25 protein-coding genes are annotated in these 26,027 nt (G+C 56.0%); 13 read left to right on the top strand and 12 right to left on the bottom strand.

Translation table 11 applies throughout. The features are described 5' to 3' along the window. Positions 1 to 152: 152 nt before the first annotated feature. Complete coding sequence (locus Q3Y58_RS12165) at positions 153 to 365, top strand: cold-shock protein (protein WP_274219744.1); 213 nt, start codon at positions 153 to 155, stop codon at positions 363 to 365. A 71-nt stretch (positions 366 to 436) separates the two neighbouring features. Then, a complete protein-coding gene (locus Q3Y58_RS12160) occupies positions 437 to 655 on the top strand; it encodes a S1 domain-containing protein (protein WP_274219743.1) in 219 nt (72 codons plus the stop codon). Between the two features lie 154 nt (positions 656 to 809). Here Q3Y58_RS12160 and Q3Y58_RS12155 read toward each other — a convergent pair whose 3' ends face one another. Together Q3Y58_RS12155 and Q3Y58_RS12150 are read right to left on the bottom strand one after the other, a co-directional pair. After that, entirely contained in the window at positions 810 to 1,001 is a 192-nt protein-coding gene (locus Q3Y58_RS12155; protein ID WP_319622428.1) for a hypothetical protein, read from the bottom strand. A gap of 94 nt (positions 1,002 to 1,095) precedes the next feature. Next, positions 1,096 to 1,323, bottom strand: a complete 228-nt coding sequence (locus tag Q3Y58_RS12150) for a hypothetical protein (RefSeq protein ID WP_319622427.1) — start codon at positions 1,321 to 1,323, stop codon at positions 1,096 to 1,098. A 472-nt stretch (positions 1,324 to 1,795) separates the two neighbouring features. Between Q3Y58_RS12150 and Q3Y58_RS12145 the strand changes: the two genes are divergently transcribed. Beyond that, complete coding sequence (locus Q3Y58_RS12145) at positions 1,796 to 3,070, top strand: aromatic amino acid transport family protein (protein ID WP_319622426.1); 1,275 nt, start codon at positions 1,796 to 1,798, stop codon at positions 3,068 to 3,070. A 77-nt stretch (positions 3,071 to 3,147) separates the two neighbouring features. Next, positions 3,148 to 4,515 carry an L-serine ammonia-lyase gene (locus tag Q3Y58_RS12140; protein WP_274219740.1) on the top strand — a complete coding sequence of 456 codons (1,368 nt, stop codon included), beginning with the start codon at positions 3,148 to 3,150 and terminating at the stop codon, positions 4,513 to 4,515. Between the two features lie 47 nt (positions 4,516 to 4,562). On the opposite strand, the gene Q3Y58_RS12135 is transcribed toward Q3Y58_RS12140, so the two are convergent. Further along, positions 4,563 to 5,576 (bottom strand): LacI family DNA-binding transcriptional regulator, encoded by a 1,014-nt coding sequence (locus Q3Y58_RS12135; protein WP_319622425.1) that lies wholly within the window; start codon positions 5,574 to 5,576, stop codon positions 4,563 to 4,565. Positions 5,577 to 5,856: 280 nt separating this feature from the next. On the opposite strand from Q3Y58_RS12135, the gene Q3Y58_RS12130 reads away from it, so the two are divergent. From Q3Y58_RS12130 to Q3Y58_RS12090, 9 genes are all read left to right on the top strand, one after another. After that, positions 5,857 to 6,807, top strand: a complete 951-nt coding sequence (locus Q3Y58_RS12130; protein ID WP_274219738.1) for an extracellular solute-binding protein — start codon at positions 5,857 to 5,859, stop codon at positions 6,805 to 6,807. Between the two features lie 91 nt (positions 6,808 to 6,898). Then, positions 6,899 to 8,893 (top strand): ABC transporter permease, encoded by a 1,995-nt coding sequence (locus tag Q3Y58_RS12125; protein WP_319622424.1) that lies wholly within the window; start codon positions 6,899 to 6,901, stop codon positions 8,891 to 8,893. After that, complete coding sequence (locus Q3Y58_RS12120; RefSeq protein ID WP_319622423.1) at positions 8,890 to 9,984, top strand: ABC transporter ATP-binding protein; 1,095 nt, start codon at positions 8,890 to 8,892, stop codon at positions 9,982 to 9,984. Before Q3Y58_RS12125 ends, Q3Y58_RS12120 begins: the two co-directional genes overlap by 4 nt. Continuing rightward, positions 9,981 to 10,781: an inositol monophosphatase family protein gene (locus Q3Y58_RS12115; protein WP_274219735.1), complete on the top strand. Its 801-nt coding sequence runs from the start codon at positions 9,981 to 9,983 to the stop codon at positions 10,779 to 10,781. Before Q3Y58_RS12120 ends, Q3Y58_RS12115 begins: the two co-directional genes overlap by 4 nt. Positions 10,782 to 11,201: 420 nt before the next feature. Continuing rightward, complete coding sequence (locus Q3Y58_RS12110) at positions 11,202 to 12,812, top strand: peptide ABC transporter substrate-binding protein (RefSeq protein ID WP_319622422.1); 1,611 nt, start codon at positions 11,202 to 11,204, stop codon at positions 12,810 to 12,812. A 61-nt stretch (positions 12,813 to 12,873) separates the two neighbouring features. Continuing rightward, positions 12,874 to 13,797 (top strand): oligopeptide ABC transporter permease OppB, encoded by a 924-nt coding sequence (gene oppB, locus Q3Y58_RS12105; protein WP_319622421.1) that lies wholly within the window; start codon positions 12,874 to 12,876, stop codon positions 13,795 to 13,797. A 4-nt stretch (positions 13,798 to 13,801) separates the two neighbouring features. Further along, positions 13,802 to 14,728 carry an ABC transporter permease subunit gene (locus tag Q3Y58_RS12100; protein WP_274219732.1) on the top strand — a complete coding sequence of 309 codons (927 nt, stop codon included), beginning with the start codon at positions 13,802 to 13,804 and terminating at the stop codon, positions 14,726 to 14,728. Between the two features lies 1 nt (position 14,729). Beyond that, a complete protein-coding gene (locus tag Q3Y58_RS12095; protein WP_319622420.1) occupies positions 14,730 to 15,701 on the top strand; it encodes an oligopeptide/dipeptide ABC transporter ATP-binding protein in 972 nt (323 codons plus the stop codon). After that, on the top strand, positions 15,698 to 16,684 hold the full coding sequence (locus Q3Y58_RS12090) for an oligopeptide/dipeptide ABC transporter ATP-binding protein (RefSeq protein ID WP_319622419.1): 987 nt from the start codon (positions 15,698 to 15,700) through the stop codon (positions 16,682 to 16,684). Before Q3Y58_RS12095 ends, Q3Y58_RS12090 begins: the two co-directional genes overlap by 4 nt. Positions 16,685 to 16,860: 176 nt before the next feature. Here Q3Y58_RS12090 and Q3Y58_RS12085 read toward each other — a convergent pair whose 3' ends face one another. The 9 genes from Q3Y58_RS12085 to Q3Y58_RS12045 all read right to left on the bottom strand — a co-directional run bounded on the left by Q3Y58_RS12085 (position 16,861) and on the right by Q3Y58_RS12045 (position 25,911). Then, the gene (locus Q3Y58_RS12085) at positions 16,861 to 17,145 is read right to left on the bottom strand and encodes a DUF6916 family protein (RefSeq protein ID WP_274219729.1); all 285 of its coding nucleotides are present in this window, start codon (positions 17,143 to 17,145) and stop codon (positions 16,861 to 16,863) included. A gap of 83 nt (positions 17,146 to 17,228) precedes the next feature. Next, positions 17,229 to 17,813: a GNAT family N-acetyltransferase gene (locus Q3Y58_RS12080; protein ID WP_319622418.1), complete on the bottom strand. Its 585-nt coding sequence runs from the start codon at positions 17,811 to 17,813 to the stop codon at positions 17,229 to 17,231. A 35-nt stretch (positions 17,814 to 17,848) separates the two neighbouring features. Next, positions 17,849 to 18,388, bottom strand: a complete 540-nt coding sequence (locus Q3Y58_RS12075) for a phage tail protein (protein WP_274219727.1) — start codon at positions 18,386 to 18,388, stop codon at positions 17,849 to 17,851. Positions 18,389 to 18,461: 73 nt separating this feature from the next. Then, positions 18,462 to 19,022, bottom strand: a complete 561-nt coding sequence (locus tag Q3Y58_RS12070) for a phage tail protein (protein ID WP_319622417.1) — start codon at positions 19,020 to 19,022, stop codon at positions 18,462 to 18,464. A gap of 46 nt (positions 19,023 to 19,068) precedes the next feature. Then, positions 19,069 to 19,614, bottom strand: coding sequence for a phage tail protein (locus Q3Y58_RS12065; RefSeq protein WP_319622416.1), 546 nt, complete (start codon positions 19,612 to 19,614; stop codon positions 19,069 to 19,071). Between the two features lie 311 nt (positions 19,615 to 19,925). Then, on the bottom strand, positions 19,926 to 21,197 hold the full coding sequence (locus Q3Y58_RS12060; RefSeq protein ID WP_319622415.1) for a cytochrome P450: 1,272 nt from the start codon (positions 21,195 to 21,197) through the stop codon (positions 19,926 to 19,928). Beyond that, complete coding sequence (locus tag Q3Y58_RS12055) at positions 21,194 to 22,387, bottom strand: radical SAM protein (protein ID WP_319622414.1); 1,194 nt, start codon at positions 22,385 to 22,387, stop codon at positions 21,194 to 21,196. The genes Q3Y58_RS12060 and Q3Y58_RS12055 overlap by 4 nt, the downstream gene beginning before the upstream one ends. Before the next feature lie 13 nt (positions 22,388 to 22,400). Further along, the gene (locus tag Q3Y58_RS12050; RefSeq protein WP_319622413.1) at positions 22,401 to 23,906 is read right to left on the bottom strand and encodes an LpxL/LpxP family acyltransferase; all 1,506 of its coding nucleotides are present in this window, start codon (positions 23,904 to 23,906) and stop codon (positions 22,401 to 22,403) included. Beyond that, on the bottom strand, positions 23,899 to 25,911 hold the full coding sequence (locus tag Q3Y58_RS12045; protein WP_319622412.1) for a carbamoyltransferase C-terminal domain-containing protein: 2,013 nt from the start codon (positions 25,909 to 25,911) through the stop codon (positions 23,899 to 23,901). Before Q3Y58_RS12045 ends, Q3Y58_RS12050 begins: the two co-directional genes overlap by 8 nt. Positions 25,912 to 26,027 lie beyond the last annotated feature (116 nt).

The following is a 26,027-nucleotide window of genomic DNA, read 5'->3' as shown; positions in this document are numbered from 1 at the left end:
ACTTTAGACCCAGTTGTGCAGCCTGATTACAGGGCGCATGTTGGCTTATCGATCTTTCCCGACAATCTGCGAAACCTTACCAACGCATGGCATGCGTTTGTGCGGTTTCATGCCAAGTCATCACTATTTGATCAAACGGGAAGGACCCCAACATGTCAATCAACGGAACCGTAAAATTCTTCGACCAAACACGTGGCTTTGGCTTCATTGCGCCTGACACTGGCAGCAAGGATGTCTTTGTTCACATTTCCGCTCTTGAGCGCGCAGGCATCGGCTCCCTTAACGAAGGTGACAAAGTTTCTTTCGAAGCTGTCGACGACCCACGCGGCCGCGGAAAAACAGCTGAACAGCTGGAAATGATCTAACTAATTCGGCGGGCCCACTCTCTTTAGCGAAAGCGGGCCTGCCACCTCAAATTAAAGAAAAGGTACAACAATTGAACACAATCAAATTCGGTAAGGTTAAAAACTACGACCACATGGCTGGTCTTGGCTGGATTACACCAGAAGATGGCAGCCGCGACGTTGCCGTTAGCAAAGCCGCTGTCAAAAGCGCACGCCTCGGTCAAATCTGCGCAGGCCAAAGGCTTGGATTTCACGTCTCAGGTGGAGGCAGCAACGCCGTCAACCTTTGGGCAACTTGGTCCAACCGCTAGACCGCGAATGCCCTCGCAGGCACTACCCACCTCTATGAGAGCATTGTGGCGCTGCCATTTGCATCCGCGCCAACTCACAGCTCAAGCCTCAACATAACGCGATCGCTGCAGCCGACCTGAGCCCAAGACGCTCCTGCAAGCGTGCAGCGCAAGATCAACTCTCTGATACGCCTTCAAAACGAAGCCGCAGATACCCAGAGACCATATCATCAAGAACGGCCAGATGCGCTTGCGCTCGCTGTTCTTGCTCATCTTGCATAGCGTCAAAAACACCCACCCAGCACTCCACCAGAACACGCGCGACAATGACAGCGTCTTCAAACGCAACGTCTGGATGATACCGCACAGCGCCTTGCACGAAAAGAGGGCAGAGCCGCAAAACGACTCACCTGTCGCTAAGTTCAGCTCACTTAACCCAAACGGCAACCTCTGCCAGCACATCAGCCAATTCGGCCCCGGCGATTTGTCACCATGATTGCAGGCGCCGCAGCACGGCTGAGACCTGCAGCATGCAACACCCCCCAATCTTCTTCGGGAGAGGCACCGCGTGCCGGACACACCAAAGGACCATAAGGGCAGATAAGCAGAAACGCTGGAATATCACCGAAAACTCTATCGAGCTGCTGCGAAACATGAGGACAGCAGCCCAGCTCCTCTCCAAACGTCATTCCGAGGCTTGATCTCCGCGAACTCTTTATATACGGCCTGCATATCAGAAAGACCGTCGCCTACAGGGCCTGCCCGAACAATCCGCGATCCGTTCTTCCGGCAGCATTTGGAAGCATGAATTGAGTACAGCTATGCCGACGAACTCCTCTAGGGAAGACCGGCAATTTTTACAGCGAAACTACTAACTTTCGGCATTTTTTCTGCACACAAATGTATATCCCCAAAAAACCACACAAAAAACGCATACGGCAAAGTATACATTATTTTATGCTACGAATAATTATTTAAGTAGAATTTTCAGCTATTTGGCCCAAAACCTGTAGTTATTCATGCCTTGCCAGAGATATCTCACAGCGACTGATAGCGGCTACCACGTATAGATGTGATTTACATAGTTATTTAAAGAACAGCCTTGAAGGCGGGTTATTCTCGCGAATTTAGACTTTGACCACTGCTTGGGAGTGACTAGCAATGTCAAACGAAACAGTTACCTTAAGTGAGCAAAAAGAAAACAAACAGTCGTACACAAAACAGGATTTGACTTGGTCACTTTCCATGTTTGGTACAGCTGTTGGTGCCGGCATTTTGTTCCTTCCGATCCGCGCAGGCCTTGAAGGCTTTTGGCCGCTCATTCTGATCGCTGCGCTGGTTGGTCCAATGACCTACTTTGCGCACCGCGCACTTGCCCGGTTCGTACTCTCCTCCAAACGCGCCGACGCTGACATCACCGACGTGGTTGAGGAACACTTTGGTAAGACCGCAGGTCTCATCATTACTTTCCTGTACTTCTTTGCGATTTACCCAATCGTTCTGATCTACGGCGCTGCAATCACCAACACAATCGACAGCTTCATTGTGAACCAGCTCGGTGGCCCAGAAATTCCACGCTGGCTGTTGTCCGGCGCGCTGGTTGCCATGATGATGGGTGTGATGATCCTCGGCAGACGCCTGATGCTGATCGCCACTGAGCTGCTGGTTTACCCACTGGTGCTCATCCTGATCGGCATGTCGCTGTATCTGGTTCCACATTGGTCAATGGAAGCAATGTCCCTCTCACAGATGCCATCTATTGGCGCTCTGCTGATGGTCGTCTACCTGACAATTCCAATGCTGGTGTTCTCTTTCAACCACAGCCCAGCTGTTTCCTCCATGGCGCTTGCGCAGCGTGAAGAGTATGGCGAAAACGCAGTTGCACACTCCGACATGATCCTGAAGCGCGCTTCTTTCATGCTGCTCGGCTTCGTGATGCTGTTCGTGTTCTCTTGCGTGCTGGCTCTGTCTCCTGAACAGCTTGCAGAAGCCAAGACACAGAACCTGCCGATCCTCAGCTACCTGGCAAATGAGTTTGACAACCCGTTCATCTCATTCCTCGGCCCGCTCGTTGCGTTCCTTGCAATCTTCTCTTCCTTCTTCGGCCACTACCTTGGCGCCAAGGAAGGTCTTGCAGGTGTCATCAAGAAGTCCGCTCCGACAGCTGTTGCCAACATGGGCGAGAAGAACTTCAACACTGCGCTTGTTGCCTTCTTCTTCCTGTCGGTCTGGGGCATTGCCTACCTGAACCCATCCGTTCTGGGCATGATTGAATCCCTCGGCGCTCCGTTCATCGCAGCAATCCTCTTCCTGATGCCAATGTACGCAATCAAGAAGGTACCAGCGATGAAGAAGTACGACGGCGCCCTGTCCAACATCTTCATCATCGTGATGGGTGTACTGGCGATCAGCTCCATGATGACCGGGTTCTTCTGAGCGAGTTCACAATTGTGACGCCTACAGAAACCGGTGCCCACCTGCACCGGTTTCTTTTTTAAAAGGATCATAGCCCCATGTTCAGTACCCTGGATATTTTCAAAGTGGGCGTAGGCCCGTCCAGCTCCCACACCATCGGCCCCATGAAGGCTGCCAAACAGTTTGTCGACACGTTGCGGGCAACCAACAAACTGCGCGAAGTCACCCGCATTACCGTAGACATCTACGGGTCCTTGTCCTTGACCGGCAAGGGGCACCAAACTGACATCGCCATCATCATGGGCCTTGCTGGCAACTCTCCGGAATCCGTCGACATTTCGACCATTCCAGCTTTCATCAAGCAGGTTGAAGAAACCGGCCAGCTGCCTGCGGGCATGAACAGCCACATGGTTGCGTTCCCTACGGACGCCATCACGTTTCATGAGCCCGCATTGGCGCTCCATGAAAACGGCATGAAGCTGCATGCTTTTGCGGAGGACGAGCTGGTCCTGACCAAGACTTACTACTCCATTGGCGGCGGCTTTATCGTCGACGAAGAAAACTTTGGCCGCGCCGCCTGTGAAGAGCGCGAGGTTCCTCATCCCTTCGCTGATGCGGAAGAACTGCTTAACCAGTGCAAGCAATCCGGCATGAGCATCTCAGCACTCATTCTGGAAAACGAGAAAGCGTTCCGCACTGAAGAAGAGATCAACGAGCATCTGAATTATGTCTGGTCCGTCATGAGCGGCGCGATCGACAACGGCATGAAAACAGAAGGCATTCTCGCCGGACCGCTTCGCGTGCCACGCCGTGCAGCAGCGCTGCATCGCCAGCTCACCGCGTCAGCTCGCTCCAATACCGACCCCATGGCGGTCGTAGATTGGATCAACCTGTTTGCCCTTGCAGTTTCAGAAGAAAACGCAGCAGGCGGCCGCGTTGTAACTGCGCCGACCAATGGCGCTGCGGGCATCTTGCCAGCAGTTCTGGCCTACTTCGACAAGTTCGTGGAACCGATCTCCGCCGAACACTACACCCAGTATTTCCTGGCAGCAGGCGCAATCGGCGCGCTTTATCGGATGAACGCGTCCATCTCGGGCGCAGAAGTCGGATGTCAGGGCGAGGTGGGGGTTGCATGCTCCATGGCAGCGGCTGGCCTTGCGGAACTGATGGGCGCAAGCCCGGCGCAGGTCTGCATCGCCGCAGAAATAGGCATGGAACACAACCTGGGCCTCACCTGTGATCCTGTTGCTGGGCAAGTGCAGGTACCATGCATCGAGCGCAATGCCATTGCAGCGGTCAAGGCAGTCAACTCGGCCCGCATGGCGCTGCGCCGCAATTCGGACCCGGTGGTATCGCTGGATAAGGTTATTGCCACGATGTATCAAACCGGCAAAGACATGTGTCCGAAATACCGGGAAACATCTCAAGGCGGCTTGGCCGTCAAGGTGCTTCAAAACGCGAGCTAACGCGTCAGATATGAGAGCATTCCATGGCCTTTCCGGCCATGGAATGCCTAGGCAAACTCGGCTTTCGTACGCGGCACGAACCGCGTCGGAACCATCTTGCTCAACCTTTGATCACCAGCGCCTTCCTTGCGCTCCGTCAAGATCTCCAAAATCGCATTGATGATGTCTGCATCGCGCTGCTGGATGGACGGCAAGGCATAGGTCGGCCACGACGACTGCGGAATGTCGTCAAAACCAACCACATAAAGGTCTTCAGGCACCCGCAGGCCATACTTGAAGCGGGCCGTATCCATAACGCCCATGGCCATCAGATCGTTTGCGCAAAAAATCGCATCCGGCAAAGGGCCGCGCTGATACAGCCGCTCAAATGCCGCCGTGCCGCTGTCGTAGAAGAAGTCCCCGACCTCGCTATCCAGCAGCCGAAGGTCGCTGCGCGCCAAAGCCTCAAGCAGCGCCATCTTTCGTGAGGAATAAGCGGATGTCGTCTGCCGCCCGGCGATGAACCACAGCGTCTTTCGTCCCGTGGCTTCCAGATGGGCGACCATTTCGCCAATGCCCTTCACCTCATCCAACCGGACCGCATCCACCTCATCGTCTCGCGAGTAATTTTCGTTGAGCATGATGGGCGGCGCATAAGGGCAGTGAGGGATCACATGTCGCGCTTCAATGGAATCGGCAGAGACAACCGCAGTCAAAAGGGGAAACCGCAGAAACTGAGAGAGCGTTTCAGCGCCACTGTCATCGTTGCGCACAGACAGCATCAACGGCGTCATGCCAGCATTGAACAACGCCCGGCTGAGGTTTTGAACAAAGAACACCTCCCGAAAGTCCGGCGCATCGCCATTTATCAGCGCCACAATGTCGCTTGTCTGCCGCGCAAGGCTCGATGCCAATCCGTTCGGGCGATAGCCCAATTGCTCAGATGCAGCAAACACCTTGGCGCGCGTTTCTGCAGAAACCCGACCATTCCCTGAGAAGCTGCGCGACACTGCCGAGCGCGAAACTCCGGCCAACTCGGCCACTTTTTTTGCGTTCACCTTTTGCATAGCGACAATATGCACATGCGTGCACCAAAAGACAATATCACACCGCATGCGCGCATGTGCGCAACCGCGTGCGCACAGCTTGATTCTATTATTTATACCCAAGGCAGAGTCCCGCTAAAGCCCAGATTCTTCGATATGTTTCCAACTGTCATAAAGGTTTCATGGGCTATGGGGCATTAACCCGTCGTGACTGAGCGGGAGTGAAACCGCTTGCTCCGGGCGAAGATACCACCAAGGTGCGCACGCCTGTGCACTAGAACCACCGAACCTAACTTTGCAGCGTAGGAATCGACACATGAAAACTCTGGGAATTACCGCCGCTATTGGCGCGCTACTGATGACAACTGCTGCCTCTGCCAGCAATCTCACGGTCTACTCCGCCCATGGCGACGAGATTTTCGGCCCTCTCGTATCCGCATTCGAAGAAAAGCACCCTGAAATCGACGTAGAAGTGATCGTTGGCGACACCGGCGCTCTGTTCCAGCGCGTTCAGGCGGAAGCCGCAAACCCAGCTGCAGACATCCAGTGGGGCGGGGCCATTCAGAGCTTCGAAGCTTTCGCTGAGCTCTATGAAGCTTACGATTCCCAAGAAGCCGCTGCGCTTCGCCTGCGCGATCCGAACAACAAGTGGTTCCCATTCTCACTTTTCGCCCAGCCTCTGCTGGTAAACACCGATCTGGTGGCTGAAGGCGACTATCCAACCACCGTCAAGGAAGTTCTGGACCCACGCTGGAATGACACACGTGGCTTGGTTCTGGCTGACCCGAACCACTCCGGCACTGGCGTGTCCATCGTGTCTGGCCTGGCTTCCGGCCTTGGCTGGGAGTTCATGACCGACGTCATCAAAACCGCACGTGCAACACCGGGCTCTACGCCAATGTTTGAGGCCGTACGTGATGGCGAAGCAGCGATTGGCTGGATCAATGAAGATCTGGGTGCCAAGTGGGAAGCAGAAGGCCTGCCAGTGAAGATGGTTTACCCAACCGACGGTGTGACCGTTCAGGTTGATGGTCTGGCCATCATCGCGAATGCACCAAATGCCGACAATGCCAAAACCTTCATCGACTTCATCCTGTCAAAAGAAGGTCAGACGCTGTCCACCGCGCTTGTGAACCGTCGTTCTGTTCGCACCGATGTGACGCCGCCAGAAGGCCTGCCTGCTCTGGATGCTCTGAAGCTTTTCCCAGCCGAAGAACCTGCAGACGTGATCAAAGCAAAGTTCACGGCTATCCTCGAAGCCAAGTAAGCAGAGCTTCCCCCAAACTTGAACTCAACTATTGCGGGCATCCCACCGGGTGCCCGCATTCAACGGTACATTGCCTACCGGACCAGGAACTATGAGAAACAGCTGGAAAATATTCTCCCTATTCTGCCTAGCCGGGGCCATTCTATTGGTCGCTGTGCCGCAGATATGGATCGTTGTCTCGGCCTTCCGCCAAGATGGCGGTGCCTTCACGATCCAGCTTCGCCAAGGCGAAATGATGCTTGTCTCAGAAGACGTACAACGCTTCATTCCGCGCACTGATGGACAAGAAGACATTACCTTGGAACGGCCGGATGGCTTTGCCGCCTCCGTTTCCAACAAGGGCGACAACCGCATCGTTTTCAAAACCAGCGGGCCCCTGACGATTGACCCAAGCTCTGCAGGCAGCAGGCTGGTGCTCAACTCAGACAATGCTTCATTTGTGGTTGAGCAGACCGTGCCCATGTCGATCTTCGGCACGCCCACTGCACCCGTATTTGAGGCCCGCCCCGTTGATGGTGCCGTTGAGATCACGCACGCAGCCCGCAGTTTCATTCGCTTTCACGATCGCGCACTCAGCTTCAGCTTTGGCAACTTCAAGGAGTTTCTGTCGCGCAGTGTGTATCTGGAAGCCATCAAGAACAGCCTCATCGTAACGATCGCCTCAACGGTTCTTGCCAGCATCGTGGCCGTTCCGCTCGCCTGGCTGGTCGCACGGTACTCGTTCTACGGCCGCTCCATGCTGATTGCGCTGATCACCATGGCATCCATATCGCCGCCCTTCCTTGGCGCGTATGTCTGGCGCATGTTGCTGGGTTCAAATGGACTGCTCACCGCCGCGCTCGGCCTGGACTGGACCATTGTCGGCCTCCACGGCGTAATCTGGGTCATCATCTGGCTGATTTATCCGCTGATCTTCCTGATGAGCCTCGACAGCTTCAGCAGCATTGATCCCACGTTGCGAGAGAGTGCCCTCAGCTTGGGCGCAACTCGGCGGCGCGCCTTCTTCAACGTGGAAATTCCCACCAGCTTGCCGGGCGTCTTGACGGGCCTGTACATGGCGGCCATGGCGGCATTCTCAGACTTCGGGACCCCCTTCATCATTTCGCTGGATCTGGTGATCCTTCCCAAGCTGGTTTACACGCAGTTCCTCAACGAGACTGGCGGTAACGTATCCATCGCCTCCACCGGCTCCATCATCATGCTCATCATTGCGATGATGTTCCTCGCCATGCAACGTGTCGTGCTTGCAGGACGCAGCTTTGCGTCCGTCACCTCCCGCAAGTCCGAACTCGACCGTCCGGGAACGGCACTCAAGTGGCTGATCTATGGCTTTGGCGCCATCGTCATTGGCTTTGCCTTCACCCCACACGTTTTTGTGGCCATCACATCCTTCCTTGAGTGGCGCGCAGGCACGGTCACAACCGTCATGACCCTTGCAAACTACAGCACCCTGTTCACAGAGCAGCTGAATGCAGTCTGGGTCAGTCTGTCGACGGCTTTTGCCGCCACCATGCTCTGCATGGTCTTCGGTCTGTCCATCGCTTATATGATTGTTCGCAAGCGTTTCCGCATCATTGGTCCGGCATTGAACGGCCTGGTGATGACGCCCTACATCATTCCGGGCACGGTTTTCGCGATTGGCTTCATCCTCGCGTTCAACCAAGGCCCGATCGTTCTGACCGGCACATGGTTCATTCTTGTGCTGAGCTATTTCGTCAGAATGCTGCCGTTCTCGCTCAAGACCAGTGAAGCTGCGCTCTATCAAATCCACCCCGCAGTGGAAGACGCGGCCATGAGCCTTGGCGCAACGCCAGTGCGGGTCTTCCTTGGCATCGTGGTGCCAATGATGCTCAGCGGTGCCATTACCGGCCTCACACTGGTGTTCCTGCATTCGGCAACGGAACTCAGCTCCACCATCTTGCTCTACCGCCCACCCTGGACCCCCATGTCGGCGGTGATCTTCCAAAACACCATCTCCCCTGGCGCTAACTTCGGATATGCCGCCGCCATGTCGGTGCTGATGATGGTGATCCTTTACGTGCCTCTGGCCTACATCACATGCTCACGAAAGAAGACCTTGGTATGACACGGAAGCAAAACCCGTCATCAAATGGCTTGAGCGTTTCTCTGGAAGCGCTGGAGATCTGCTTCGGCAAGTTTCAGGCACTTCACGCCACCGATCTGAACATTCGCGATGGCGAATTCTTCACACTGCTCGGCCCGTCCGGCTGCGGCAAGACAACCTTGCTGCGATGCCTTGCAGGCTTCATCAAGCCCAAGAGAGGGCGCATTCTTTTCGACGATAAGGATGTGAGCCAAATCGAGCCATGGGACCGCGGCATTGGCTTTGTGTTCCAGAACTACGCCCTGTGGCCGACCAAGACCATCGCGCGCAATGTCGCCTACGGTCTGGAAATGCGCAAAGAGGACAAGGCGACCATCGAGCGCAAGGTGCGTGAAACGCTCGAGCTTGTGGAACTGGAGCACGCCGCGGACAAGTACCCCGGCGAGCTTTCCGGTGGCATGCAGCAGCGCGCGGCGCTGGCCCGAGCCGTTATCATCGATCCGCCGCTGCTCCTGTTTGACGAACCACTTTCGAACCTTGATGCAAAGCTGCGCGTCAAACTGCGCCGTGACATTCGCGCCTTGCAGTCACGACTTGGCCTGACCGCCGTCTACGTGACCCATGATCAGGAAGAAGCCCTTGATATCTCCGATCGGATCGCGGTGATGCATCAGGGCCGGGTCGCTCAGATTGGTACCCCGCGCGAAATCTACGAGACACCAGTCAGTACCCGCGTTGCTGACTTCGTTGGCAAAGCAACGTTCTTGCGCGGGCACGCCGTCTCAGCTGATGCATTTCAGCTCGACAGTGGTGCCATCATTCAAGGCGCAATGACGTTCCAAACCAGCCCCACCAACGGGCGCGTGCTGTTCTCGCGCCCAGAAACAATCTCGGTCGTAGCGCCGGGCGAGGGCGACATCGATGGCGTGGTCCACGAGGTGTCTTACCTAGGCAACCTCACCCGCTATGTGGTGACCACCGGGTGTGGCCAGAACATTCTGGTCGAAGCGCGCTGCGTTGCACAGCAGGGCGACCGGGTCGGGATACGTTTCTCGGAAATGAAAGTGTTCGACGACCTACCGGACACAAAGATGCAGGAAGAAGACCTATGAGTTCCGATTACACAAAGCTTCTTGAGCTGATGGAGCACACAGCACGCCGTGCTGGCAAGGAAGCGTTGCACTATTTCCGCCATGAGGGCGCACTGTCGGTTGCCTTCAAAGGGCAGGCAGACTTTATCTGTCAGGCGGACGGCGAAGCGGAAAAGCTTATCCGCGAGACCCTCCAGCACGCCTATCCGGATATCGCGTTTGAAGGCGAGGAGTATGGCTGCCACGGCCCAAGTGACGCGGAACTGCGCTGGGTCGTGGATCCGATCGATGGCACCACAAACTACATCAGCGGCCTGAACTTCGCCGTTTCCATCGCACTGGTGCGCGGTACGGAGCCGCTTGCAGGCGTGATCTATGAGCCGGTCGCCGATGAAATGTTCTCGGCAACAATCGGCGGCGGCGCGACGATGAACGGAGCGCCCATCAAGGTGCGGAAACAGGACGATCCGGCGCGTTTCGTTGTCGGGACGGGTTTGCCGCTCGATTGCCACGCCCATTCTGACGGGGCATATGATCGCCTGCACGAAATTCGCGAGCAGATCGGGGCCATCCGCATTGTTGGCGCTTGCGCTCTTGGCTTTGCCTACGTCGCCTCCGGACGCCTCGACGGATACTTTGAAGGCCCAACCGGCTTTCTGGACTTTGCCGCGGGCGTTGTCATTCTGCGTGAGGCAGGCGGCATTGTGACGGATTTCTGGGGCACGCAAGATTTCCCGGAAAACGTGACAACAACAATCGGTGCCCCAGCGTGTCAGCGTTTCCTGCTGGAAACCACTGTCAAAGCACCCAAGAACTAAAATGTCCATCAAACAGGCTGGTTGCTCTTTCCGTGACCAGCCTGCTCCTGCGGCGCGGGCTCTCCGCGCGATCCGCAATGATCAGCTTGCACCCACGCGCAGCTTATGCCCTTGGCGCGCCGGCACACTCTCCATCTCCGCAATGCTGCACCCCAAGTCAAGTAAGCGCGCGCAACGATCCACCTCTAGAGCAAAGGTTGTATGTCATAACGCAACAACCAACTTCCAGAGGCGACAATAGTTTGCTAAAACGATTCTCACAGAGGGTGTAAAACAATAAGTGAATTTAATTCATTAGAGTATAAATGAGGGGCGCAGGGAAATTCTGCTTACTTATTGTCACCTCTGCATATTTTTATAGCTGCGTTTGACTGCAAAATAATCAAGGCAGCAAGCGAAAACTACAAAGAGGAGAGGGTCTTGAAAAAGAACTGGCTTATTGCGACTGCATTGAGTGCATTCATTGCTTTTCCGGCACTGGCAGAAACTCGCGTTATCAATGGTGAGGAGCTGGCAGCGGACCAGACATTCATCTACCGCATTCTGGATGATTTCAAGACGCTTGACCCACAGCTCAACTCCGATGTCAGCGGTTCGGAAGTCATGCGTGACCTGTTCGAAGGCCTGATGAACGAAAAGGCTGACGGTAGTCTGGAGCCGGGCGTTGCCGAGAGCTATACAGTCAGCGACGACGGCAAGACCTACACCTTCCATCTGCGGGACGCCCTGTGGTCCGACGGCAAGCCGGTGACAGCGGGTGATTTCGTTTATGCCTGGCAGCGACTGGCGGACCCGGAAACGGCCTCTGAATACGCCTGGTATATGGAGCTGATGGGAATTGAGAACGCCTCTGCCGTTGTCAAAGGCGAAGCTGACCCGTCAGAGCTCGGCGTCAAGGCTATCGACGACAAGACATTTGAAGTCAAGCTGATCAACCCATTGCCCTACTTCCCTGCAATGACCGTTCACAGCTCCACGTTCCCGTCGCCCCAATGGGCCATCGAAGAGCACGGTCAGAATTGGACCAAACCCGGCAACATGGTCAGCAACGGCGCCTATGTCCTCACCGAATACGCCCCGGGCGAAAAGCTGGTTCGCGAGCGTAACGTGAACTACTGGAACAATGAGGAAACCATTCTCGACAAGTCGGTTGCCCTCATCATCAACGACGAGGCGCAGGCTTTGACGCGCTACCTTGCAGGCGAGCTGCACAAGACCGAAGTCCCGACAGGTCAGTATCCGCGCCTGAAAGAACAGTATCCCGATCAAGCCACCGCTGTTCCTTACTCCTGTTCATACTTCTACTGGCTCAACATGAGCGACAAAGGGCCGGAAGCCCTTAAAGATGTTCGGGTCCGCAAGGCGCTTTCCTACGCCGTCAACCGCGACGTTATTGTAGACCGCATCATGCAAGGTGGCCAAACGGCAGCATACAACCTGACCCACACCGCGACGGCCAACTTCACGACGCCAGACATTCCATTCGCCTCTTGGACCCAGCAGGAGCGTGTTGCCAAAGCCAAGGAACTGCTGGCAGAGGCTGGTTATGGCCCGCAAAATCCTCTTGAGCTCAAGATCTCCTACAACACCAGTGAAGGTCACAAGAAGATCGCCATCGCTGTGAGCCAGTTCTGGAAAGCGATTGGGGTAACGGCTGTTCTCGAAAACACTGAATGGAAAGTGCACACGGAGAACATGCAGGACAAGAACTATGAGGTCGCTCGCTATGCCTGGTGCGGCGACTACAATGAGGCGTCAACCTACCTCGACCTGCTGACTTCATATTCCGGGCACAACAATGCCGGCTTCAACAATGCCGACTACGATGCGCTGATGGCGGAATCCAAGACCATTGCTGACCCAAGCGAGCTTTACACGCAAGCTGAGGCAATTCTGGCAGAAGAGATGCCATTCATCCCGATGTACCACTACACCAACGTGAACATGTTCAAGCCAAACCTGCGTGGTTGGCCGCTTGAGAACGTGATGCGCACCTGGTACTCGCGCGACCTCTATCTCGTGAAAGACTGACTATGAGCAGGGTGCCACGGTTCAAGTGGCACCCCATCCCTTCAGCCAACACGAGAATGCCATGCTAAGTTACATTGCCCGGCGCATCATGATCGCGATCCCAACCCTGTTGGTGTTGATCGTGTTTTCGTTTCTTTTGATGCACCTTGCCCCCGGAAGCCCGTTCACTCAGGAACGCGCCATTCCGCCCGAGATTCTGGCCAACCTTGAGGCCAAGTACGGTCTGGACCAACCGCTCTATGTCCAGTTGCTGCAGTACATCAAGAACGTTGTTTTTCATTTCGATTTCGGGCCATCCTTCGTCTACAAGGACCGGACCGTCAACGCGATCATCGCCAACGGTTTCCCGATCACACTGACCTACGGCGTTCTGTCCTTCGTGGTCGCCGTTGTCGTCGGCGTGACACTTGGGGCCTGCGCCGCCATCTACCAGAACAGCTGGCTCGACTACATCACGGTTGGCATCAGCATTGGGGCGCAAGTCCTGCCAAACTTCGTGATGGCGCCCATTCTGGTGCTGATCTTCACGTTGATGCTGGGTTGGCTGCCCGGCGGCGGCTGGGAGGGCGGACAGTGGCAATATCTCGTCATGCCGGTAATTGCACTGTCGACCAGCTACATGGCCTCCATTGCCCGCTTGACGCGGTCCTCCATGCTGGAGGTTCTCACCTCGAACCATATCCGCACGGCACGCGCCAAGGGGATGCCAGCTCGCCGCATCATCCTCAACCATGCGCTGAAACCCGCGATGCTTCCAGTCGTGTCCTACCTCGGCCCCACCTTCGTGGCCATGGTCACAGGTTCGGTCGTGATCGACATGTACTTCTCGACCGGCGGGATCGGTCTGGCCTTTGTCAACGCAGCTTTGAACCGTGACTACTCGCTCATGATGGGGGTCACCATTCTGGTTGGCGCTCTCACCATTCTTTTCAGCCTGATCGTCGATCTGCTCTACGCGTGGATCGACCCAAGAATACGGCACTGACACCATGCTGACTGATACAGGTAAGATTGAAGAAATGGCGACCCGCATGGCGGAGCAAGATGTGCGGGGCCGGTCGCCATGGGCGGATGCCCGTCGTCGTTTCTTGCGCAACAAGGCGGCCATGACAGCTCTTGTTGTGCTTGTTCTGGTGGCCTTGTTCGCTGCCTTTGGCGCGCAGTTCACCTCCTTCAACAATGAAGACATTGACTTCATGGTGATTGGACAGGTGGCGGAACTGGGTTACCCCTCGCTGGCATCCGGCCATTACTTCGGCACGGATGACCTAGGCAGAGACCTTTACGCCCGAACAGTGCAGGGCACCCAGATCTCCCTCATGGTGGGCATTCTGGGCGCAGGCGTTGCAGTCGTTGTTGGCACGCTCTACGGCGCGATTTCCGGCTATGTGGGCGGCGCTCTCGACAATTTCATGATGCGCATTGTCGATGTGCTCATGGCCATTCCCTACATGTTCGTGCTGATCATCATGCTGACGGCCTTCGGCCGCTCCATTTCCTTGCTGTTCATCGGCATTGGCCTTTTGTCATGGCTGGACATGTCGCGCATCGTGCGCGGACAAACCTTGTCCCTCAAGCACAAGGAGTTCATTGAGGCCGCCCGCGCCAGTGGTGTCTCAAGCGCGAAGATCATTTTGCGCCACATCGTCCCGAACCTGCTTGGCGTTGTGGTGGTCTATGCCACCCTTCTGATCCCATCCATGATCATGGCGGAAAGTTTCATCTCCTTCCTCGGGCTGGGAGTTCAGGAACCGGATACCTCTTGGGGCGCTCTGATCTCTGAAGGCGCCCGCACCATGAAGTTTGGCACCTTGTGGCAGCTGGCCTTTCCATTGTTCTTCTTCGTCGTCACCATCTTCGCCTTCTATTTTGTCGGCGACGGTCTGCGCGATGCACTAGACCCGAAGGATCGATAGAATGCCCATGTTCGAGATCAACAATCTGAGTGTGGCCTTCAACACCGATGAGGGAACTGTCAACGCCGTCAGCGACCTCAGCCTGTCCATCGACAAGGGCCGGTCTCTTGCAATCGTTGGCGAAAGCGGGTCCGGCAAAAGTCAGACGGCATTTGCCGCACTCGGGCTCTTGGCACGAAACGGCAAGGCAACAGGCTCCGTGCGGTTTGACGGCGCCGAGCTGCTGAACGCCCCGTTGAAGACCCTGAACCAAGTGCGCTCCACGGGCATATCGATGGTGTTTCAAGACCCCATGACATCGCTCAATCCGTTCATGCGGGTGAGCGATCAGATGGCTGAAGTCCTGATCCACCACAAGGGCCTTTCCAAGAAGGACGCTCTGCGCCAATCCGTTGAGATGCTGGACGCGGTGCACATTCCAGATGCCAAAGCGCGGTTGCACTACTACCCGCATGAGTTCTCCGGTGGAATGCGCCAGCGCGTCATGATCGCCATGTCATTGCTGTGCAAGCCCAAGCTGCTGATCGCAGATGAGCCAACAACTGCCTTGGACGTTACCGTGCAGGCACAGATCATGGACTTGTTTGGCGAGCTGCGCCGCGAGTTCGGCATGGCGGTGATCCTGATCACCCATGATCTGGGCGTTGTCGCTGGTTTCTGCGATGAAGTACTGGTCATGTATGGCGGCCGGGTGATGGAGCAGGGCCCTGTTGACGCCATGTTTGACAATCCGTCCCACCCTTACACCCGCGGTCTGCTGCAGGCCATTCCGCGCGTTGACCAGCTCTCCCCAACCCTGAAGACCATCCCGGGCAGCCCGCCCAACTTGCTCAGCCAACCGGCGGGATGCCCTTTCGCTCCGCGCTGCAGCGAAGTTCAGCCGCTCTGCGAAACCACACGGCCTGCTCTGGAGGCTTTTGCTGAAGGTCGACTGCGGGCCTGTACACGCCCAGTTCTGGAGCTTGCCTCATGACCCCGCTTCTTGATGTAGAGAACCTGCGCGTTACTTTCTCCGCAGGCCGAGAAAACGCGCTGCCTTGGTCGCCTCAACGGGTTGTGAAAGCGGTCAATGGGGTGTCCTTCACGCTGCGCCCCGGAGAAACCCTCGGCATTGTGGGCGAGTCCGGTTGCGGCAAGAGCACGCTGGCCCGCGCGTTGATCCAGATGGTTGAAGCAGAAGGCAGTGTCACCTTCGATGGCACGACAGATCTTTTGTCTCTCAGCCCCAAGCGGATGCAGCCCTACCGCTCTCAAATCCAGATGATCTTTCAAGATCCACTGGCCTCGCTTAATCCGCGCATGACCGTTGGCGAAATCATCGCAGAGCCGCTGAAGACCCATCAGCCGCACCTGTTAGCTGCGGAGGTAAAGGCACGGGTGCGCGCCATGATGGAGCGGGTCAGCCTGCTGCCAAACCAGATCAACCGCTACCCCCATGAGTTCTCCGGCGGTCAGTGCCAGCGCATCGGCATCGCACGGGCGCTGATTGTGGAGCCGAAGCTCTTGATTTGTGATGAGCCGGTCTCCGCGCTGGATGTGTCCATTCAGGCGCAAGTGGTCAATCTCCTCAAGGACATCCAGCAGGAGATGGGCCTGTCCATGATCTTCATCGCCCATGACTTGTCCGTGGTCCAACACATTTCAGATCGGGTGATGGTGCTTTACCTGGGCAAGGTGATGGAAATCGCCAACCGCGCGGCACTCTACTCCGCGCCGCGCCATCCTTACACCAAGGCGCTGATCTCGGCCGTTCCGATCCCGGATCCTGCAATCGAACGGGCCAAGAAGCACATGCTGCTCGAAGGGGATCTGCCAAGTCCGCTCAATCCACCATCCGGTTGCGTTTTCCGCACCAGATGCCCCATTGCTCAGGACGCTTGTGCCCAATCCGCCCCGGCTCTAGCCAGCGCGGAGAATGACGCGGACCACTTCACGGCCTGCCACTTTCCGGGCTAGGGCTGGGTCGTGCCGCGCTCAACAATCAGGTTCGATCTTTAAAAGGTCAGATCCATCAGAGCGAAGCGGCCAAGGCTCCCTGAGCTTTAACCGGCCAGGGTCGGATGAAACGAAAAACTGGCGGCACACAGATGCCGCCAGCTTTGCTTTCAGGTTGTGATCTCCAATGAGATCAATCAGCTAAACACCACCTGAAGGTTCGGTGTTTTATTGCTCCCCATCACTTTGGAGATGAAGACAGAATGCGCTCCGATGGTATCGTGGGAGATCGCCAGCGTGTCGTGGTCACCGACAAAATTATCCGGGCATTCAAAGATCAACGAGAACTGCTCGCGGAACTCGGAAGGCGTATCAGGCCCCAGAGAGACGGAGGTGAGCTTGGCTTTGTAATGCCCGATTGCAAACTCCTCGCCAACCAAACCAGTAAAGTCAGTGTGTTCCAAATCCTTGATGGCTTTCATAACTACCTCCATTTGATGATGCATACACGCCTCAGCCCAAGTGCTTTCACGGTGCCAAGGCATTTTCAGAGAAGTCACCGCGGTCAGGCTGCACCCGACCCCGCGTTTTCGTGCTGCAGACGCCGGACGGTCACGTCCGGCGGCACAAAGTGCCCACTGGCAAACTGCTCATAGCTTGGGTGAAACCACCGCATCAGCGTGTGCCGTTGGTTCGAACTCACCGGCTCAAACCCAAGCCGCCAGTAGAACCGATAGGCCGCTGCGTTGAGGCAGTGCACATGCAAGGTCACGGGCAAACGCATGCGTGCAGCAGTTGCACAAATCCCATGCATGATAATCGAACCGATCCCGCGCCCCCGGTAGTGTGGCAGCAAGGCGATGTCCAGAACCCGGAACTCACCCTCCCGCTCATCCAGATAGAGTCGGCCGATCGGCGTCCCGCACAGCAAAATGATCCCATACTTTGCAACAGTGTAGCTGTTGAAATAGACCTCATGATGGGCGTTATACTGCTGCGCCAGCACCTTGTGGTAGTTCTCCTCGTCCCCTGCATTGAGAAGGGGCGCGAACTCCCAATGCCGTTCCGCGGCGTGCACACGCTTCAAGAACGGCTCATCTCCGGCTCCGGCTGGCCTGATCCTCACATCATGGGGGCTCACAGCGGTCATCACATACCTCCACTCTGGGTGAAAAACGGGAGAAGCTACGCTCTTGAGGGGTACACCCCTTTGAGCGAGATCTCGTAGTTCATGCAGGTGAACGGGTCCATGATCGAGAATGGGATGCCCGATCCGCTTTTTATCGTTCGGCTGCCGCTATTGCCGAGCGTAACCTCACTCCCGTCGGGCACCGCAAAACCATCGCCAACCAAACCGCCGACTTGCGGGACCGAGAGAATGGTCATGTCTGATGGCACTTCACTCCCAACCAAGGTGGAAGCTGCGAACCGCACATTGTCATGCGTGTGCGGTGGCAGGTTGTTGACATCAAGGGTCTGCGTCTCGTTGCCTGACCGTAGGCCCCATGGATAAAGCCCGTTGGTGTCCCGATGAACAGCAACGCGGCCCCGCATTTCCGGCAGGCCAAATGACGTGCGACCATTTCCACCAAAAGTTGTACCAAGCAACGAAAAGAGCGCATTGTACTGACTGATTGAGAGTATCTGTCCGTCACAATAGGCCCAGTCCTGGACAGCAAAGACGAGCGGAAAGATCGAAATCTGCGACATAAATGGCTGTGACATTTCATGCCTCCATTTTAGAAACACCCGTCAAGGTGTTTTCAATTTTAAATACAAACGCAAAGTGTCGAGGCGTTTAGGAGCGCGGTGGATACGTCCCAAGCAAAGCCATTTGGTAGCTAACCACCTGAAATGGCGACATAGTCGAAATGGGTGAACTGGCACCTTCGGTACTGGTGGCCGGAGAGCCATAGGAAGACAAGTCTGTCAGATTGGAGGCAGATGCATACCAGTCCGCGATTACCGGGGTACCGCCAAATGAGCCTTCCGGTATCGCAGTGACAAAGCCCGGAGCGGGATCACGGGAAGCGCCAGAACTCGGCTTGGCTTTTTGGGCAATGAGGTGGTCATGAGAGGGCATCTCAAGATGGTTGAGCGCCCAGGTTCTGGAGACGTGTTGGTCTCCCAGATTCCGGTTGGACAGGCCCGGACCGGTACCTGAGTGCAACACCGTCCGGCCTGCCAGGTTCGGCACGCCCATGGACACACGGCCATCGCCGCCATAGATATTCAAGATGAGGGAAAACAGCGCTTGGTTCTGTCCAACCGACAGCAACTGACCTTGACATTGGGTCCAGCCCTCAATGGTGAACCCGAGGCCAAACGCCGAAATCTGGGAGATAAATGGCTCCGCCACGACTTACTCCTTAAAACTTGTTTAAACGGCAGGTGAACACAAGCTTCTAATCCCGAGAAGGATAGACGCCTTCCAACGCGATCTCGTAATTCACTGCAAGAAACGGACTGCGCACGGAAAACGGTGTACTTGAACCAACGCTTTCCGTCGGATTTCCTGCACTGAAGGAAGCATCTAGGCTCCCGTCCTCCGAGAAGGAACTGCCAACTACGCTGGACCCCGGGCGAGTCACGGTAGGGTTTGCCATCACAAGGCCTGTTGCGGGCCCGCTGGTGCCCGGGTCATCAGCCACCGTCAGCACTGTGCCTCGGTGGGTATGAGCCGGCATGCTGACCTCAGTAAGCGTCACGGTTTCCGTACCGCCAATGGTGCCACGGTCTTCCCCCGGGTAGCCCAAGCCCGTTGCTATGCGCCCTTTGAGGTTTGGCAACGAAAAGGTGGAGGTTCCGTTGCCTCCATACTTGGTACCCAGCAGAGAATAGAGAGCCGCATACTGAGAAATATTAAGTGTCTGGCCGTCGCAAAACGCCCAGTCCTCAACCGCGAAGTTCAAGCCCCACAGAGATATCTGGGAGATAAAGGGTTGTCCCATTCAGTCCTCACCTAAGGTTCCTTGGTTGACTAGCGAGCCAAAAAGAGACGGAAACATAAATCTGCAACTGAGACAGCAAAGTCGCTGGGAGTTGCCGTGCCATTTCTCTTTTTGGTTGCATTAATTTACTTCAAGCAACCTATAGGGGCATAACTCTTGACGCCATTCTCACGTTTCTCTGGGAGGAATGACCTTGAGAAAACATAGCATGGTTATAAATAGCAACGGGGAAGAATGCCGGTGGGTGCCGCGCCCCGGCAGGACCTCAACTTACCATAGGAGATTTAGGAAAGAACGCCTGGCAGCGGGCCTTAAAGGCCCGCAACTTCAACAAGAAGAGGACGGTCGGGATAGAGACAAACACCGGTTTCAAGCCCGGGGGCGGGCTCATCGCGATCCTGCAGTTTCAACCGAACCTGCGACATGACCGAGCTGATCACCTGCGAGATTTCCTCTTGAGCAATTGCCGCTCCAAGGCAGCCGTAAGGCCCACCGGAAAAGGGGATAAATGCCCCGCGCGGGGCTTTGGGTCCGGACAAAAAGCGTTCAGGAGAGAACGAATCCGGCGCCTCCCAGTATCTCTGACTGCGATGGAGAGCATATAGCGAGACAATCAAGAGTGCCCCGCGCTCTAGAGGCACGCCATCTATTTCGAAGGGCACCTTCGCGTCACGCATGGCTTCGGGCACAGCTGGAAACAGCCTGAGCGCTTCATTCATGGTCGCAGCGAGAAGGGGGCTCCTTTCCGGCGCTTGCCATGTGCCAAGGCTCTCGCGAAGCTGGTTTTGCCTTTCGGGCAGCGCTGCCATCAGCCAAGCGATCCACGCCAAGGAAATGCCTGTAGACACATGGCCCGAGGCAATCAGTACGCTCGCATTTGCCTCCAGTTCCGCTTGGCTCAGCTTCATTGCCGAATGCCCAGCCGGGTTGGTGATCTGAGAAAACGGGGAGCTGTCCGCGACCTTCTTCCACCGCCCGCTGTCAATGAAATGTCTCGTCAGGCGCTTGACGATTTTGGAGTTGTCGAGAAAATCGGCCCTGCTTGCGCGGGCAATCTCTTGCACTGTTTGCGTAACAACTGGGTCTCGACCTTCATATCTGCCAGGCCCGAAAAGGGTTGCCCAGGCGATTTGCAGCGCCAGATCAGACATTTCCAAGCCGAGATCAATTGTGCCTTTCCGCCGCCAACGCCCCACCGCATCAGCCGTTGCTTCAACGGTGACCTGTGCCAGACACTCCTTCAAAACAGCGCTGAACAAGGGCCGAATGGCACGCCGCTGTTGAGCACTCTGTTCCCCTCGGGTCCCGCTGATGCCCTCGCCGAGCGCCACGCAGGCCAGCTTGCGCTGGACCTCGGATTTCGGAAAGTCATGAGGCCTCACGAACAGGATCTGTTCAGCGGCAGCCGCATCGGCAATCAACGCCACTTGCCGTCCTTTGATGCGCCGAAGCACCATAGGTTCATGAAGAAGCTCCACCGGCCGGGTGTTTGGCCGGAAGCGAATAATCTGCGACAGGTTCTTCCAGTTGATCTCGTCAGCCCGGGCAAAAGACAGGCGAGGGGCCATCGTCGCTCCACTCATTCAAACGCACGTCCAGCAAACTGATCGGCACTTTCAGCAGCAGGCACATGATATGGCTCGGCCGCACCGATGAGGAAAATCCGGCCCAGCACATCCATCGTGTCCAACCACCCCTTAAAGCCTTGCAGGTCCTCAAGGTCTGTAGGGCTGGGCACAAAGCGAGAAGACCAGCCGCCGGAGTACAGGCGGCATTGACTGCAGTCCACATCAGAAGTGCCGCACTTGACCTGCAGTTGTTGTCGGTTGGTGCCGAAGTAACGCATGGGGGCAACCATCCGAGAGCCGCAATTTTCGGCAATACCGGTAGCCGGATCTATCGCATGGGGCGCCTCGCGCGCACTCATGAGCCGATTATAGCCACGATCGTAGATGACTGTTTCCGGATACCGATCCATGGTCTCCTCGATCACCTGCGTCATGCGGTAAAGGTCTTCAGGCCCCAGCTGCGGGTTGTCTTCCGGCGCACTTACGCGGAAAAACGCCTGATCGTTGCTTTGATGTGACTTGAGTTTCTCCAGATAGCTGTGGGTTGGAGAGTAGATATTGAACGTGAGTGGCAGACCGTGCTCTCGGCACTGCTGGGCAATCATCGGAATATGATCAATGGTCCAGCGTGACACGGTAAACAGAATGATCGCTCTCGGGTCCCCCGCATAGTTCATCAGGGCCTTGCGGAAAGCACCAGCGCCGCGCATCACGCGATCGGTTTCTTCATCCGCTGCCCAAACAGAGACACCAATGCGGTAGGGCACTTCGGAGGGAATTCTGATCGTGCCGTTGCTGCCGATGTTTCCCCAAGGGAAACACTCAGCGGCCGCCATCAAACGCTTCGGTTCCAAGGCAGGTTCCGCGCCAACGAAATAGGCCATTGAAACACCGCGCCGCTGCTCTTCCTTGAAGAACTGTGCCCATTCTTCATCCTGCGCCCGAATATCGGAAACGTGGGATTGCCCCCCCTCAAAATAATAGCAGCCTTCACATTTCAAATTGCAGCGCGTCGAAATCTCATAGAAGGCAGGACGACGGAAAGCACGCACCACTTTCTTGGCCGCCGCGTAGCGAGGCTCAAGCTGGGGGTGGAGGCTGAGGAAATGCGAGATCCGTTGCGCAACCCACTTTTTGTAGGTCACGCTTCGCAGACTTGCAAAACCACCGGATGCCCGTGCATCCTTGTTTGCGGCGTTTATCATCAATGCCCCGTCTTCAGTCCGAGCCAGGCGAGGACCCCATGGCCCTTGCCCAAAAATCTCTGGGATATGTGTAGTTTCGCGGAGACCTGCGCAGGTGGCGCTCCAGCTTGCTGGCAAAACTCCGCGCCCATTCCATGACCGCAACGTCAGCATCCGGTGATGCAGTGTTCGGTGCAATCTCTTGTATTTCAAGGGCAATGCTCTCGCCCTGCCAATAGGGTTGGCACCAAAATGTGGGAACCCCATGCTTCACAGCTAGGCGCGCGGGCATGTCCCAAAGCCTCAGGGTGCCGTCCAGAAACGCCACTTCTACGGCGGAACCGACCTGACTTCCATCGCAGGCAAGCGCCAGCACGTCATTTTCTTTCAATGCTTTAATGACAGCCCGCAATTCCGCTCTTGGCTTTGCGCCGATGAGTATGGACTTATGCGCTTCTGGCTCCCACGCATTTTCAGGACGTCGTGCTAACATCAAGTTGCCGCGATTGCCGATACGCCTGAAGCGTTCAAACTGCCGCTCAAGATACCAAGAAGCTGCCGCCGTTGGGCCGTTGTGAGACGCGACCAAGAGACAACCCTTCCCTTTGTTGAGCGCCGCACGCACCGCGCCAAGGTCCGGCGGCACAAAAAGCCCTTCCATGTGCTCGGCTTCGGCTGGCAAGTCCATGAAGCATTGCATGGAAAGTCTGTTTGCAGCAGCGCCCCATACCATGCCGCGCATAAACTCATCGTCTGGGACACCTGGCGGACACAGAAACTGGCGTATCCTTTTAAAAAAGACGGCATCTTGCTTCTTGGGTTCGGGCGGCGCATTGAGGCGCGCTCGAAAAGCCTCAAGATCCTGTAATTTTTCAGTTTTCTGGCGCGCATGCTCGTGGAGCTCCTGCGCTGCTCTTGCCTGTTCCAGCCGCCCCGTGCCGTGAAGACCATCCAGATAAAAAGAATAGAAAACCCGATCAGCCGGGCTTTCGTGGAACCACTGAGCACGTCTTGTTATGTCACCAGATGAAGGGGAAGTAACCCGCTTCAACAGAATATAAACATGACGCAATGCTGTGTCCGAAGGGTGCTTCTTCAAGGCGCTTTCGATCTTGCCCTCAAGCTCTTCATAGTTCCCAAGCGAGAACAGACTCATGAGCTCCAAACGCAGAGGGACAGGATTTTCTGGCTCCAGTTCCGCGAGTGCCCGAGCGAACTGCAACGCGTCAGAGTGTGCGCCCGCTTGCTTGGCAAGTTGCGCCGCATGGCGAAGGAGGGCCGGTTTATCTGGCCAAGTCGCCAGTGCTTTCCGCGCTGCTACCAAAGCCTCGGACCATTGCCCCAACGCGCGCTGTGTACGAATGACCCCAACGACAGCAGGCAGAAAGTGCGGCGCGCTCTCAACAAGTCCAGACCATAAAGCCAGCGCCCTGTTCAGGTCGCCGTCAGCCTCAGCTTTTTGGGCAGCTTCTTTTGCCTCCCTGAGTTTCTGGTTCTGCGCCCGGCGGTCAATCGCCTCACTTCCGGCGTTTCTATCCATCTGTTACCTCCAGACGCAGCGTCTCCGCCCGGCTTAGAGCCTTCGCCTCGCGGGGCGGCGTGTTCGGTGCATCAAAATCCTGCGCCAGATCGACAAACTGGAAGTCCGCACGCTTGGAAAACTGCGCCCTGACACGGCGCAGCAGTTTGCGCAGTCTGGGCAGTTGTTCCGGGTCTTTGTGATCAAGAGCTCTCAAGCGCGGGTTCAGCTGCTTTAAGACCAGCTCTTCCCGGGTCAGCTCCAGCGGGTTGGCTGCTCGCTCGGCTTCTGCCCAGTCGATAGGCTGCCGTGGCACAAAGCTCCGGTTGACCCCTTCGGGTGGCGGCGCGGATTGGTATTCCTTGAAGTTCGTCAGCTCTAGCCGAAAGCCATCAACATAAACAACGCTGAGTTCCTTTTTCAGCGCAAAGTCGAGTGCCGCTTCCAAGCTGTTCAAAATGGGTTCGCCGCGATCATTCAGCGAGGTATTGCACAGCATCGGCACCCCGGTTTCGCGCGCAAAGGCCTGTATCTCATCGTAGAGCGCCGGATTTGCTGCGCGAGAGAGTGTCTGCGCGCGTGCCGTGCCATCCAGATGGCAGATTGCCGGAACGAGGGCCTGCTGCTCTGGCTTCACTGCAAATGCAATCAGCATGTAAGGTGACGGAAACGCATCCTCAAACCAAGCGTCGATATGCTCCTCCAGAACGACCGGGGCGACAGGCCGCCACCACTCCCGTTGTTTGATTGAATTCAACAGATCCTTGGACCGCTCCGTTCTCGGATCAGCCAGCAAAGATCGATTACCCAAGGCGCGCGGCCCAACTTCAGAGCCTTCGCAGAAACGCACCACGGGGCCCTTAACAATATCCTCCAAGAACTCAGAGGGGGAATAAGTTGATAGCGCGCGAACGAAGGGGCTGAAGCTTTCAGAAGCCACAACAGCTTCGACTGAGCTCCCCGAACGCCCCCCAACGTAAGGCGACGCAAATTTGAACGCAAAATCCCTGTTTTGTTCAAAAAAACGCATCAACCCCAAGCCCATCGAAAGCCCTGAGTCATTGACGCAAGGTGGGGCAATAAATCCCTTAAACCCAAAAGTATTCATGAGATGCGTGTTGGCAGGACAGTTAAGTGCCAAGCCGCCAGCCATGGCAAGATAGCTCGATCGCGGGTCAACTTCATGTTCTTTTAAAATAGATGACACCGTATTTTCAAGCTGCTTCTCAGTACAGGCCTGAATAATCCGCGTCATAACTGCCGCTTTATTTTCCAGAGGAGAGAACCTTCCGTCCATATCCTCTGATTTTTCTTCATCGCAAAGAAAATTGACCTCATCGATCATTCCGTTGAACCAGGCATCGGCTTCAAGAAAATCCGCAACGCCAAAAATGGGCGGCGGCGCCTGCTCTGGCAAAAGATCTGGCCCGCGACAAGCACTTGCTAGTGCCATCAAGCTTCCTTCTTTCAAGCCAAAGTATTGTCTAAGCAACGCCCAGAACGGAGCCGTCGACGGGACAGGGAATACGTTAATATCCCCGGACTTTACTATCGCCCCAGCGTAGAATGGCTTATCCCGGCTATAAAGATCCTCCAGGCTATCTGGCCCGCCATCAACGGCCAGACCCACGATACAACCTCTCTCGAAAACCTCTTTATCCAACATCATCGCGCAAAAGAGGTGGGCCAGACTATGCTGCGAAAAGTCGCCATAGCAGCGCCAGTAGTCGGTGGTGTCCGTGGTGACGCCCGGCGTCCCCCAAATTCCCTTGATGTCGGCGGGCTTCAATCCGAGGGGGGCCAGACGCTCCTGCAGAAATTCTCGAAAATGATCTGTGTTGTAAAAGGCTTGCGTGTGATGCTTCTGTCCCGAATAGCGCTCAAGCTCCCACAGCTGGACGAGCTCTATAGTCTGCCCCGCCTTACGCCACAAGCTGATGTTCTGGTCATGCCTGAGAGCGATGCGATGGAGGTACTCAAGCTGCCCAATCTGGCAGTAAGCCGAGATATAGAAGCCATCCTGCAAAACTAATTCCCCCAACAAGCAGACCCGAGTCAGCCGCGCGACTTACTCCCTCCGTTCTTATACTGATGAATAAAGGCTCTTGAAAGGCGCTGTTTTGTGTTTTGCATCGCTCAATC

Source organism: Nesiotobacter zosterae (genome assembly GCF_033843645.1).
In the GTDB taxonomy this organism is placed as follows: domain Bacteria; phylum Pseudomonadota; class Alphaproteobacteria; order Rhizobiales; family Stappiaceae; genus Pseudovibrio; species Pseudovibrio zosterae.
Note: the sequence above shows the minus strand (reverse complement) of the source record. Positions and strands in the feature narration are given on the sequence as shown.

Excerpts from the sequence above, each read along its gene's own strand:
- Q3Y58_RS12165 (WP_274219744.1), top strand. The coding sequence starts at position 153 with ATGTCAATCAACGGAACCGTAAAATTCTTCGACCAAACACGTGGCTTT.
- Q3Y58_RS12150 (WP_319622427.1), bottom strand. The coding sequence starts at position 1,323 with ATGACGTTTGGAGAGGAGCTGGGCTGCTGTCCTCATGTTTCGCAGCAG.
- Q3Y58_RS12145 (WP_319622426.1), top strand. The coding sequence starts at position 1,796 with ATGTCAAACGAAACAGTTACCTTAAGTGAGCAAAAAGAAAACAAACAG.
- Q3Y58_RS12140 (WP_274219740.1), top strand. The coding sequence starts at position 3,148 with ATGTTCAGTACCCTGGATATTTTCAAAGTGGGCGTAGGCCCGTCCAGC.
- Q3Y58_RS12130 (WP_274219738.1), top strand. The coding sequence starts at position 5,857 with ATGAAAACTCTGGGAATTACCGCCGCTATTGGCGCGCTACTGATGACA.
- Q3Y58_RS12125 (WP_319622424.1), top strand. The coding sequence starts at position 6,899 with ATGAGAAACAGCTGGAAAATATTCTCCCTATTCTGCCTAGCCGGGGCC.
- Q3Y58_RS12120 (WP_319622423.1), top strand. The coding sequence starts at position 8,890 with ATGACACGGAAGCAAAACCCGTCATCAAATGGCTTGAGCGTTTCTCTG.
- Q3Y58_RS12115 (WP_274219735.1), top strand. The coding sequence starts at position 9,981 with ATGAGTTCCGATTACACAAAGCTTCTTGAGCTGATGGAGCACACAGCA.
- oppB (WP_319622421.1), top strand. The coding sequence starts at position 12,874 with ATGCTAAGTTACATTGCCCGGCGCATCATGATCGCGATCCCAACCCTG.
- Q3Y58_RS12100 (WP_274219732.1), top strand. The coding sequence starts at position 13,802 with ATGCTGACTGATACAGGTAAGATTGAAGAAATGGCGACCCGCATGGCG.
- Q3Y58_RS12095 (WP_319622420.1), top strand. The coding sequence starts at position 14,730 with ATGCCCATGTTCGAGATCAACAATCTGAGTGTGGCCTTCAACACCGAT.
- Q3Y58_RS12090 (WP_319622419.1), top strand. The coding sequence starts at position 15,698 with ATGACCCCGCTTCTTGATGTAGAGAACCTGCGCGTTACTTTCTCCGCA.
- Q3Y58_RS12085 (WP_274219729.1), bottom strand. The coding sequence starts at position 17,145 with ATGAAAGCCATCAAGGATTTGGAACACACTGACTTTACTGGTTTGGTT.
- Q3Y58_RS12080 (WP_319622418.1), bottom strand. The coding sequence starts at position 17,813 with ATGACCGCTGTGAGCCCCCATGATGTGAGGATCAGGCCAGCCGGAGCC.
- Q3Y58_RS12075 (WP_274219727.1), bottom strand. The coding sequence starts at position 18,388 with ATGTCACAGCCATTTATGTCGCAGATTTCGATCTTTCCGCTCGTCTTT.
- Q3Y58_RS12065 (WP_319622416.1), bottom strand. The coding sequence starts at position 19,614 with ATGGGACAACCCTTTATCTCCCAGATATCTCTGTGGGGCTTGAACTTC.
- Q3Y58_RS12060 (WP_319622415.1), bottom strand. The coding sequence starts at position 21,197 with ATGAGTGGAGCGACGATGGCCCCTCGCCTGTCTTTTGCCCGGGCTGAC.
- Q3Y58_RS12055 (WP_319622414.1), bottom strand. The coding sequence starts at position 22,387 with ATGATAAACGCCGCAAACAAGGATGCACGGGCATCCGGTGGTTTTGCA.
- Q3Y58_RS12050 (WP_319622413.1), bottom strand. The coding sequence starts at position 23,906 with ATGGATAGAAACGCCGGAAGTGAGGCGATTGACCGCCGGGCGCAGAAC.